This window comes from Eisenbergiella porci, from assembly GCF_009696275.1.
In the GTDB taxonomy this organism is placed as follows: Bacteria; Bacillota; Clostridia; order Lachnospirales; family Lachnospiraceae; genus Eisenbergiella; species Eisenbergiella porci.
On sequence record NZ_VUMI01000046.1, the window covers coordinates 34720 to 46510 of the forward strand.

Below are 11791 nucleotides of genomic sequence, written 5' to 3' on the forward strand. Positions count from 1 at the left end.
AATGATTACCAAAAAGAATGCAACATGAGGCATACTTTAAGCTCATATTCAATGCTTTTCTAGCTTAAAAACAGCTCCCAAAAGCTGCCTTCCCCTATAATCCCTTCAGCATTGCAATAAAATTTTTCTTTCGCTTATTTTTATCTTTAAATTCGTCAAACATGCTTACCCACTGCGACTTCTGTCCGTTCTCCCTCATAATCCCTTTTATTTGTTTCAACAGCCCTGCCGCTGTTTTATATCTATTGTTGCTGCTTACACGAATTAACTCATTTACGTCTTTCCAGTAAAGCTCAAGTATTTCGTCTGGATATTTTTTTGCTAATCGGCTGCTGAAATACTGATTATAATCCACATCCCAGTAATCATAGCTGTGTATGGCATTCTGAATATCTTTCAGGACAATTTTTTCTCTGCCTGTTTCCATACATATATCCAGGTACAGCTTATGGTTTTTTCGATTTATCTTATCCAATATATTTTCATATTCTTTCTGCCAGTCCTCTGCCGTTAATTCCTTTTTACATATTTCAAACCATTCTTTAACCTCTCCTTTTTCACAGGTATCCAGAATAAGCATCAGCATTTTTTTCTTTTTATCATAATCTTTCAGCTGCCGCGCATATCTATAAAGATGCTTTGCTATTGCGGAAATATTTATATCCCATTTTGTTTTTACGGCAATTTTGTATAACCGTTGGAGTTGGGCATCATTGCGTTCTTTAATATAAATCGGCGCTGCATAATCAATCAGCTCATCCAGTTTTCCTCTGCATTTTTCCATCCCTTCCCATATGTAATCTAACGCTTTCCGGCGATCTCCCTTTTCTTCAAAATATTCTGCAATCCGTACATAATCAGAACCATATACAAGATTGCCAAGCTCCGTTTTTAAATACTGCTCCTCGTCTCCGATTTGCAAATAGAGGTCTGCTGCATATTTCCCATAATAGCCGCCCCCCTTTGATAATTCATCCGCAAGATATCTCTTTTCTTCCTTATTTTTGCAAAATGACTCCGCAACCTCGATCAGTATATCATCAAAGCCGCTGTTTCCTTCATAAAATTCCTCTAACATTTCATCAAGAATTTTGCTTCGGATATCCCATAATATATCATTATCCTTAATCAGCCCGTCCATTTTCCATAAATTATCGCAGGCCTTGTCCTCATTCCTCTCAGGGCCTCCTCCGTACTCGTTAAAATCACTGATTATTTCCCGTGCTTCCTCCCACAGGTTCTCCAATTCAACCTCCGCAGCCTTGTTTTTGTGCTTTTTATTATTTTTTCTGCACCAGTCTATAACTGCCTTCTCCGTATTTGGGCTTTGCAGCGTCATTTTTGATATAATTTCTATATAATCCTTCTCTTTTGCCCCTTCCAGCATTTCCTTAACCGTTTTTTTATCCATATCAACCTCCATAATAATATTTTTAACTGTTTTTTCACAAACCATGATCCTCTTTCAGCGCCTCCATCAGGCGGTCCATATCCACACTCTTACGCAGCTTCGCCCTGGATATCAGTTTTTTCGCCGTTGCGTTGTCCTGTCTCTTATAGACTGACCTGATCAGGTACAGGAAAACCGTCAGGTTTTCCTTGCATTTTTCCAATGCCAGTCTGCACGTTTCCTCCGCTGCTTCATAGTTTTCCAGACTGTCATAACAGAGTGTGAGTTCAAGGTAAGTTTTGCTGTCCCGATTCAGATGCTCCTTTAGGCAGTCTATATTTTTTTCTGTTTCTCCGTACTTCTGGTATATTTTTACCCCATCTTCCCACATATTGCTGCGTTCCAGCTTTACCATGAAATCTGCTTGTTCCTGTATCTCTATCCAGGATTCTTTCAGCAGGGATTCCTCTCCCTTGTCCGTCAGCTTGACGGCTTCTTCGTAAATAATTTTCCAACCGCATGCATAGACTGCTTCTTCTATGCGGGAAAGCAGTTTCCTGTCCGGCGATAAGAGCCGATGTACCGCGTCTTCCCCAGTTTCTATGCCCGCCACCCTCAGCGCCGACTCCAAATCGGACATTTTCCATTCTACTGTAAGTAAGCTTTTGTCCATTTTCTTCTCTCTTTTGTGAAATCAACACGCTGACCTGCCGAAAGTTTTATACTTATTATACACGAGATTCCTAATAAGTCATATATCCATAAACATAATCATTTTATATTTTAGGCAATTAAAATGACTTCCCTGCTTTAATACCTTCCGCTACCCAGGCAGACTATCCTCCAAACACAACGCCCCATATCCAGTCCTTTCATTCGGATATCTCGTCTCCCCCCGCACGCTCCTGGCCCCTCTGCGCAGATGCGCTTTCAGCTTCTCTCCGTACATATACGGATCATTCCCCCTCACAATCCCCCACTCCATCATCAGCGCCGCCGCCCCGGTGACAAGCGGTGCGGAAAAAGACGTACCTGTATACGCCTCATAACCGCCGCCGGCCCGGGCGGCTATAATATTCACGCCGGGCGCGGCAAGATCCGGCTTGGTATTGGGAAACCCCGGCAGTTCTTCTTCTCCCCGCACCCCTCTGCCTGAAAAATCCGCATAAGCATCGTAGGCTCCATAAATAGCGCCCACCGTAATCAGCTTCCCGGCCGTGGATGGGACCGTAAGCGTCAGCTCCGGCGTCGGGGCAAAAAAACGGGTATCCACCGAACGTACCGCCTGCCCGGGCAGATACAGCTGGTATTCCCCTGTTATCAGAAGGACCGGCTCCAGCTGAAATACCCAGATACCAGCGTTAATGTAAGTTTCCACAGGGATAAAATCAAAATATATCTCCTGATTTACTGAATAAGGCGACGGCTCCCCCACATAAATGAGTATCCGCGTCTGATCGATAACAAGCTCCGTCCGCCCCGGCCTGGTCATCGGGACCTCCTCCCTCTGCCCGGAAGGGGCCTGCAGAATCACCCGGAAGCTGTCCGCGAAGTTTTTCCACAGCTGGACATTGGTCGTGCTCTCATAATTTCCCACAGCCAGCTCCACGCTCTGCCGGCCGGCAGGCTGCCCTGGCCCGCCTTCAGAAAGCCTCCCGGAAACATGGCCGGCAGAAGCACCCTCATTGCCGCTCCCCGCACAAATCACATTTTTCCAAATCTCAGAAGCATTATCCATAAAACGCTCCAGAAGGGAACTGCCGTCATGCGCGCCGTAGCTGTTCCCGAAGCTTAAATTTACTGCCATAGGCATACCCAAAGCCTGCGCCTTGCCCAGTGCATAGGTCATTGCCCGCATCAACTGGGTCGTACGCGGATAAGCACCGCTGCCAGCCTGCCCCAGCTTTACAATAAGCAGAGCCGCACCGGGCGCCGCACCCGTATACCGAGCATTGGGATTACTACCCGCAGCAATGGCGGCCACCGCAGTCCCATGCCCGGAAACATCCGTACTCGGCACTCTGCGGAAGGTTTCCTCCCCGCCAGCCTCCAGCGCTTCCGTAATCTGCGCCTGCGTAAACTCCACCCCAACGGAAAACCCTTCCGGCGGGAAAAATCCCCTTTCCGGATCCGGCGCCAGTGTCTGATCCCACAGATAAAGAATCCGGCTGCCTGCATTGTCCCTGAAATCCGGCAGCGAATAATCAATTCCCGTGTCAAATACAGCCACAATGCAGCCGCTTCCCGTCAGCCCCCCTCTGCCCGTCTGTCCGCCCGTAAAACTCCCGCCGCCCGTAGGAAAACAGGATTGCTGTTTAGCATCATAAACGCTGTATAAAAGCTCCTTCGGTTTTTCCACATATTCGATCTCTTCCGCTGCCACAAGCACCGGAATCAGGCTTTCAGGTATGGTGACTATGGCATAGCCGGCCAGCAGAATTTCCACCTTGATATATTCATTTTCCAGCCTGCCGATATCCCCATGGAATTTAACAATCAGCTCCCAGGTCCTGTCTGAAACATCAAAGCCCACGTTAAGGGTCCTGGAGAGTTCCCGCTCCTCCTGCGTGGAATCCAGGCTCAGATTCAGAATATTTTCCAGCTTCTGTGAATTCATCCCATTTCCTCCCGGCAAAAAGCAAAATGCATTACAGGATTAAAAGAGCCGGCGGAAGCAACGTTCCGCCGGCACAACTCTTACTCTTAATCTATGAACTTTCGGAAAAAATGTGTAACCGCCCAGCCAACTTCTACAGCTTGGAATAGCCATACCCGTTCACCATGGCGTCAAGCTTCTGTTTTGCCTTGCAATACGGACAATTATGTACCTCATATGCCTGATACCCGGGAATGTCGCTGGTATCAAACATGGACTCCACCATCATGCCATTAATAGACTTGATAGCGCTGAATACCGCACAGATCCCCTGTACCTGTCCGCCATAGTACTCAATACACTCAAGGCTCCTGCGCATCGTCATGCCGGTGGTTGCGGTAGCCAGCAGCAGCAGAACGTTTTTCCCCTGGATCTCCCCAACCAGGTTATCCCGGAAAATCATCTGGTTATTCACATTAAACTCCGGCGTTACCACATAAACCGTGTTGTGCATATTCATGGAAGGAAAACTCCCTTTTTCCAGCTCCTCCGCCATATATGCCCCGATTACTTCACAGCCGTCCAAGCAGACTATGGTATCCACCACCGTCTCTATGGGCAGTCTCTGCACAAAGGCCTTACCTACTGCCGCAGCCTCACTGCGCCTTGTTTTCAGCCCCGTCATATCCACATAGTAATTGATATGGGAGTGACTCGTTGCAAAATGGCCCGGTATTGCCCTGAGAATAATATTGCTTCCGGCCTTTGAATAGAACTTCATCACCTTATTTTCCATACCTTCTCCTTCCCTGCGCCGTACGCACCTCTACCAGATTTACAATTTGAAGTATAACCCCCCTGCTGCCGCGGCAATCCACTCTTCCTGTATAACCGGTTCTCCTGCCCATCCGCATCTACTGCATACCCGGTTCTCCTACATTCCCGCTTCTCCTGCATCCCTGTTTCTCCACCATACCGGAAAAATGCGCCTGTCAGGGAATCACTTTTACTTCGAATCATACTTTTATTATAAGTGTTTTGGAATATTTTTACAAGTTTTTATAGCGCCAGCGCACTTTTATAGGCATTTCAAACAATTTTCTCTCCGACAATTCAGCACTTTTTTCACAGTTATCCATACCTGCGGCCATCCTCACAACTTTCCCCAACCATCATTCCTTCATTCTCACCGGATCTCCTTCTGCAAAATCCCTGTCCGCCGCATTGATAACCTTAGTGTTACCATCCAGTGCCCCTGACTGCAGCGCGGCATACCTGTTATTCTTATCCAGAACCTCTACCATAAGCTTCTCCGCCGTCAGCTCTTTTCCAAGAATCCCGCTCCGTTCCCCCAGCACATACACAAAATTACGCTGGTTTTCATCCGTATGAAGCGCATCGATGGAAATACAGCAGTTATATAGCTCAGACTGTACGGACAACCGGAAACTGCCGCTCTGCCCTATCGTACCCACGCCCTCCGGCAGGTTCATCAACGCCCGGAAGCTGCCGGGACTGGACTCCTCCTCCGTCAGATAATCCACTGTTACCTCCGTTTCCACGCTGCCCAGGCTGACACTTGCACTACTTCCCTGATTCACATATTTCTTATCCTCTTTATCCAAAATCACCTCAAACTGCAACGGTTTTTCAGTATCAGCAAACACTACCGCCGCACCTGCCGGAGTATTCTCTCCTGCCGCCACTCCCACACGCGTCACAATCCCGGCCTGTTCAGCACTGATCAGCCCCTCTGCCTTCACCAGCTCCTGAAGCTTTGCCAATTCTTCTCTCGCAGCCTCCAAATCCAGCCGGTAAATCCCTAACGAACTGTCCGAAAGCTCCGGACGCATACTGTCCTCCAGCCCCCGATCCGCTTCCAGCTTCGCCTTTTCCAAAGCATCCTCCGCATCCTCCACAGCCCGTTGGGCCGCCATGCTTTTATCCTCCAGACTCTTCCTGGTGCTTCTCCAGCTCTCCCACTTCGCATCCTCAGACGTAAAGTCAGGCTGCCCAGGCGCATTCCCCTGAAGCGCCCCCACCTCTTCAGAAATATCCTCCTGCGCATACCCCGCCTGCGCCAATTCCTTTTTTACCTGTGAAAGCTCCGCCTCCTTCTCCGCCAGCTCCGCCTTCCAGGCCTCCACCTCATCCTTATCCACTCCGCCCGAGCCTTCGCTGCCACTTTTCTTCAGCTCATCCACCTCAGCCTGCAGACTCTCCGCCCGCCTCTGCAGCTCCCGCACCCTGCCGGAAGCCGATTGCACCTCCTGCGTTCCCTGAGAAAGCCTTGCCTTCCACTCCTGATAAGCCTCCTCCTGCCGCTTACGCTCCTCCTCCGAAGTCAGCTTCAAATTCTTATCCAGATGCTCCTGCAGCTGCGCCCGCGCAGCCGCCTCATCCTCCAAAGCCCTGTCAAGCGCCTTCTGCGCCTGCTCCACAACCCGGACCGCATCCTCCCCGGCCCTGCTCATCTCCACATTCTTTTCTGCCCCTGCCAGCTCCAGATTCCCCTCAAGCGTTGCCACCTGAAGCTCCAGCTTCGCAATACTCCGCTCCTGAGCCCGCACCCTCCCCATCAGATACTCCCCATCCAACGAAAAAAGCGCCGTTCCCTCCTCTATCCGCTCCCCCGGAACCACAAACACCTCACTCACCCGAAGCCCCTCCGCCACATTCACAGCCAGCTCCCCGCTCCCCTTCACATTCCCCGCCTTCTCCACCACATGCTCAACCGCCATCTGCCCCGGATTCTCCACAGAAACCCGCGGCAGCCCATTCGCATAAATCCCCCTCGAAACCAACGTCAAAACCAACATCCCCACCAAAAACCCCCCAAACCACTTCAAAATCCTCTTCCTGCTCTCAATCAATCCACCCATCCCACATCTCTCCTATCAAAATTCCGTAACTACTCCAACCAAACTCCCAACCCCACCACCCCAAAAATCCACCTATCCCCCAATCCCCTCCTACCCTCACTTTATCCATATCCAACTCTAATCCATGCTCTTGTCCTTTGCTCTTGTCCTTTGTCCTTGCCTTTTGTCCTTGCCTTTTGTCCTTGCCCTTTGTCCTTGCCCTTTGTCCTTGCCCTTTGTCCTTGCCCTTTGTCCTTGCCCTTTGTCCTTGCCCTTTGTCCTTGCCCTTTGTCCTTGCCCTTTGTCCTTGCCCTTTGCCCTCCCTACGCCCCACACTCCCCCAGGCTCTGCGGCTTTCCGCAGTCTTTCCCGGATTGCCCCTCGTCCCGTCCTCCTGTCCGGAGGGGGGTTGCGGGGGATTTTGACTGGAAGTTATGAAAAAATGGAGACATTTCTTACTTCCCGGATTTTCATGCCGCGGTCTGCCCAAATGGTGCTGTCCGACGACGGAAACGGCCAAGTCGCCGGCGACGCAGGCCGCTTCCGGAGGAGTTCCACCATTTAGACCGCGACATGAAAACCCGGGAAGTTAGAAATGCCCCATTTTTGAATACGCACAGACAAAACCCCCGCAACCCCCTCCGGACAGGAGGACGGGACGAGGGACAATCCCAGGAAAGACTGCGGAAAGCCGCAGAGCCGCCCCTACTCCTTCAAAGCGGAGGCTACGATGCCCTGCTCGAGATAATCCTGCCCCAGCAAAAAGACAAACACCGAAGGCACCAGCGTCACCACCGAAGCCGCGAATGCGAACCCGGCCCTGTTCTGGCTGATTTCCGGCAGATACAGGGACAACGGCCAAAGCGACTTATCCTTAAGAAAAGCCAACGGCTGTTCAATCATGTTCCAGTACTCCAGAAATCCCAGCACCATGGCGGACAAAATCCCGCCCGATGCCAGCGGGAGCCCGATCTGCCAGAACAGCCGCCACTCCCCCGCCCCGTCAATTCTTCCCGCCTCCAGCAGCCCTGACGGAATTGTGCAGAACCCCCTGTAAATCAAAAACACCGGGAACGTGGAAAAAACCGCCGGTAAAATAACCGCCCAATGCGTATTCATCACTCCCACCCTGCAAAGCACCAGATACTGGGAAAGCATGGTCACCTGGAAAGGCAGAAGCATAAGCACAATATATATGGTAAAAAAAAGCTTTTTCCCCCGGAACCTGTATACGGCAAAGCCCCAGGCCGCAGGCACACCTACCAGAAGCTGACCCGCCAGGATAATCGTCACCAGCCTGGCCGAATTCCAGAACACCGTAAAAAACTGCGGCGTATACAAAAGAAGGCTGCGGTAATGCTCCAGCGTTGGATAAAATGGCAGCGCCCTCCAGCTGATGTAACCCTCTCCGCCCTGAAACAGCGGCTGCAGATAAACGGACAGCTCCTGGCTGCTCATTATGGAACCGGACAGCAACAGAAACACCGGCGCGCACATCAGCAGTACCGGTCCTGTCAGGAGCAGGCAGAAAAATCCCCGCCTCGCCATGCCTGTCAGCTTCCTCAGCCTTCCGCGCAGCCGCCCTTTCCGCCGTTTTCTCCGTTCCTTCACTGCTCATCACCCCCGTCCCAAAGCCTCTGCAGCAGCAGAATGACGATTAACAAAACGCCTCCTACGCATACGGCGGCGGCAGCCATCTTATCAAGATCCAGGTAGGTAAACCAGTTGTTGAACAAATGCTGCAGCATGTACATACTCTCATGAGGATAGGCCCCCGCCACCAGATAGCTTTCCCTGAAAACCTTGAAGGAATTTAAAAAGGAAAGCACCGTTATGGTATACATGCTCCCTTTCAGCTGCGGCAGCATGACTGACCAAAATACCCGGAAGCTTCCCGCGCCGTCCACCCTGGCTGCCTCAATGAAATCCCCCGGAATTGCCAGGATCCCGGCCAGCCACAATATCACCGTATAACCCAGGTTTTTCCACACATAACTGAAAACCAGAACCCAGAAGGCATCCTCCGTCCACATAAAATCCACATGTGTTTCCAGCAGCCGGTTCAGAAAGCCGTCAGCGGAAAAGGTCATTTTCCAGACAAGCACGATGGTAGCCGACGGCATTGCCATGGGAAGCAGGAAAAAAGATTTGAACAGCTGCACCTGTTTTAACTGCGAAAGCATAAGCGCCGCCGCCAATCCCAGAATAAGCAGAAGAGGCAGACAAATACATGTAAACCGCAGAGTATTATATACCGCCAGCCGGAAAGGCCCATTTTCAAATATGGTCCGGTAGTTCTCCAGTCCCGTAAATTCTCCTGTAACCGCCGTTGTAAAGGAACGCCGGAACACATCGATAAACGGAACCAGCACAAATACCGCTACCCCCAGAAAGCTGGGAAGCAGAAAGGCCAGGAAGGCCCTTCTGCTTCTGTGTTGCTTTTGTTGTGTACGAGGTTTTCCTTTCACACTGCACACTCCTTATTCTGCCAGATAAATGGCCGATTTCTGCTGTATCTCCCTCACGGCCGTTTCCACAGTCATGGAGCCGTTCAAAGCAGAAACACCATACTGCACCACAATGTCCTCAAGAAATGTGTTTCCCTCCAGGGAATGATCCGCCTGCTCTGCAAGCTCCTTCAGCCTCTCCACCGAAGCCCTGGACGGACCGCCATAGGAGAAATAGATTTCCCTGCCTCCGACTTTCCAGCTGCTTCCCATGGAAATCTGATCGTCCATATCACTCAATATACCAAAGGCTTCTGTGTTTACCGGTAACCCGACTCCTGAATTCGTTTTCTGGATTTCCGTGCTGAGCATCATTTTTACAAAGCTCTTCGCAAGCTCCGTCTGGCTGCTTCCTGCGGCTATGGCCAGCTTGTTTGCCGGGATAAAACCGGTTCCATCCATGCCCGGCCATAAATCAAATACATAGCCATTATCTTCCGAAACCTTGCTGACGGCGCCCATATCAGACAGCATCCCTTCTGCATTTCCGGACATAATTCCAACCATATCCCCCGCTGTCAGGGTCGCTATCGAACCAATCGTCCAGGCGTTCTTATTATCGCCCCAGACCTCCAGCTCCTCCTTGCCGATTCCTTCCATGTCCGCCTGGTATATCCGGGCCGCCTGGGTTAGAAGCTCTGTCAGTGCCTGCGTATTCAGTTTCCTGTCCTCCAGCAGACTGCTGCTGTTCACGAGCAGCAACTGCTTCAGCTCCTGTGTTGCATTAAAAGCTCCCGTAATACTGCTTTCAGGCCTTTCTGTACGGAGCTTTTCCACCAGCTGCGCATAAGTGGCCAAATCCTTTACCGACTCCACATCCTCCTTTTTACCGCATATCATAGGAAGCTTAAACGCAGCGGGAATGATGAAGGTTCCGTTTTCCTCTTTATAAGCGGATGCTATATTTTCAAATACCTTTTTTTCTCCGGTCATTTCGTCCAGGATATCTGACAAATCCGCCAGCATTCCCTTCCGCACATAAATATCCGCATCCATATCATCCAGCAGAAGCACATCCGGCCCGTTCCCGCTCATCAGTTCCACATTGAGGTTCTTCAACGCATCCTGAGGCGTTATGGCGCTGCCGCTGTCATCTCCATACAGATAGGCATAACCATAAATATATTCGTAATTGATATATACATCCGGGTTTTCCTTCTGGAATATGGATATCGCCTGCCTGATTGTATAATTTTCCACCAGGCTGAATACCTTCAGCTGCTTTTCAGGAACCGTGGGTTCATCCGGGTCATAGGTAAAACGTACCGTCTCGTCCCCGGTAGTCAAAAGAAGGAACTCCCCGCTTTCCAGCCGGAGCATGCCGCACAGTCCAAGCGCGGGATCTCCAAGGCTGCTGAAGCTTCCGTCAATGAGCTGCTCCATGGCATTACCGTTTTCCACATGACGGTACAGCCCTCCGCTGTATGCCACATAGATGGCCCCGTCTTCTCCGGGAAAAAGGATGCCGCCGTAGCTGTCGGAGCTGTTATTAAGCTTTGCTCCCATTTTTTCCCTGCAAAACTCATCCAGCACCGCATCCTTTTCCAGGGTGATTCCCTGTACCATATCATAGGACGTAACACCGCTGTTGCCCAGGCACAGCATCCTGTCGTCAACAAAAATTACCATTTCAGGCTGTTCCGGAAGCGTAAAAAGCTGCTCCAGTTCTCCTTTTTCCCAGTCTGCCATAAAAACCCGGCCTCTTATACTGAGCGCGATGCTTTCCGATTCCGATTTGGCGAACACCTTACCCACATAATCGCCGTCCTCCATGTTTGCCGGGACTTCAGACATATTCCCATCCACGCCGATTCGGATAACTAATGAATCTGCCTTCAACGAAGCCCCTTCGCCTTCAAACGTCAGATAGCTCAGCAATATACTCCCGTCAGGCGCAATGGAAGCGCCGGACACATAACCATCCTGGGAAATATTTTTTTTAAGCTCCTCATTATGTTCCGCCGGTATCCAGCTTTTTCCCTCATCCGATGACAGATGAAGTCCTGACTTTGCGTCAAAGTACGCCAGCCTTCCGTCAGTCAGCATAGTCATGGTACGTCCTTCTACCGATGCCCCTTCCGGCAGCGGCGCCGTACTTTCCATATATCGGCCCATGGCCGCCACACTGCCGCTCTCCGCCTGCGTATCCCTGCCGTTTTCCTCCGATGCCGCCCCGGACTCCTCCGAAGCCGTTCCCCCTGAGCCCGTTTTCTTTGTCCCGCATCCGGTCATACTCAGCAGCACAGTCATAGTGTACAGAATACAAATCAACAGTGCCGGAATTCTTTTTCTTATTTTTTTATGTTTCAGCATATAAATCCCCATTCCGCCGCCTTCGGCTGGCGGCACAAATAGTAATGAAAGTGTTCCAACTCTCTACGCTGTGTTGTAAAATAGTTTGTGAGAAGCTACACTACAAAGCACGGGAGGAGGAGTT

At 50.6% G+C, this 11791-nt stretch carries 8 protein-coding genes; all 8 read right to left on the reverse strand.

Annotated elements, in window-relative coordinates; translation table 11 throughout:
- Positions 1–94: 94 nt before the first annotated feature.
- Positions 95–1411 carry a hypothetical protein gene (locus FYJ45_RS21750; RefSeq protein ID WP_154467203.1) on the reverse strand — a complete coding sequence of 439 codons (1317 nt, stop codon included), beginning with the start codon at positions 1409–1411 and terminating at the stop codon, positions 95–97.
- Positions 1412–1445: 34 nt separating this feature from the next.
- On the reverse strand, positions 1446–2063 hold the full coding sequence (locus tag FYJ45_RS21755; protein ID WP_154467204.1) for a tetratricopeptide repeat protein: 618 nt from the start codon (positions 2061–2063) through the stop codon (positions 1446–1448).
- 150 nt (positions 2064–2213) lie between these two features.
- Positions 2214–4007 (reverse strand): S8 family peptidase, encoded by a 1794-nt coding sequence (locus tag FYJ45_RS21760; RefSeq protein WP_154467205.1) that lies wholly within the window; start codon positions 4005–4007, stop codon positions 2214–2216.
- 133 nt (positions 4008–4140) lie between these two features.
- Positions 4141–4782 (reverse strand): type I phosphoribosyltransferase, encoded by a 642-nt coding sequence (locus FYJ45_RS21765; RefSeq protein WP_154467206.1) that lies wholly within the window; start codon positions 4780–4782, stop codon positions 4141–4143.
- Positions 4783–5158: 376 nt separating this feature from the next.
- A complete protein-coding gene (locus FYJ45_RS21770) occupies positions 5159–6868 on the reverse strand; it encodes a coiled-coil domain-containing protein (RefSeq protein ID WP_154467207.1) in 1710 nt (569 codons plus the stop codon).
- Positions 6869–7552: 684 nt separating this feature from the next.
- The gene (locus FYJ45_RS21775) at positions 7553–8395 is read right to left on the reverse strand and encodes a carbohydrate ABC transporter permease (protein WP_154467210.1); all 843 of its coding nucleotides are present in this window, start codon (positions 8393–8395) and stop codon (positions 7553–7555) included.
- Between the two features lie 59 nt (positions 8396–8454).
- A complete protein-coding gene (locus FYJ45_RS21780) occupies positions 8455–9315 on the reverse strand; it encodes a carbohydrate ABC transporter permease (RefSeq protein WP_276893452.1) in 861 nt (286 codons plus the stop codon).
- A 12-nt stretch (positions 9316–9327) separates the two neighbouring features.
- A complete protein-coding gene (locus FYJ45_RS21785; RefSeq protein WP_154467208.1) occupies positions 9328–11679 on the reverse strand; it encodes an extracellular solute-binding protein in 2352 nt (783 codons plus the stop codon).
- Positions 11680–11791: the final 112 nt, after the last annotated feature.

Coding starts and splice junctions, on each gene's coding strand:
- FYJ45_RS21785 (WP_154467208.1), bottom strand. CDS start 11,679: ATGGGGATTTATATGCTGAAACATAAAAAAATAAGAAAAAGAATTCCG.
- FYJ45_RS21770 (WP_154467207.1), bottom strand. CDS start 6,868: ATGGGTGGATTGATTGAGAGCAGGAAGAGGATTTTGAAGTGGTTTGGG.
- FYJ45_RS21760 (WP_154467205.1), bottom strand. CDS start 4,007: ATGAATTCACAGAAGCTGGAAAATATTCTGAATCTGAGCCTGGATTCC.
- FYJ45_RS21755 (WP_154467204.1), bottom strand. CDS start 2,063: ATGGACAAAAGCTTACTTACAGTAGAATGGAAAATGTCCGATTTGGAG.
- FYJ45_RS21775 (WP_154467210.1), bottom strand. CDS start 8,395: ATGGCGAGGCGGGGATTTTTCTGCCTGCTCCTGACAGGACCGGTACTG.
- FYJ45_RS21750 (WP_154467203.1), bottom strand. CDS start 1,411: ATGGATAAAAAAACGGTTAAGGAAATGCTGGAAGGGGCAAAAGAGAAG.
- FYJ45_RS21765 (WP_154467206.1), bottom strand. CDS start 4,782: ATGGAAAATAAGGTGATGAAGTTCTATTCAAAGGCCGGAAGCAATATT.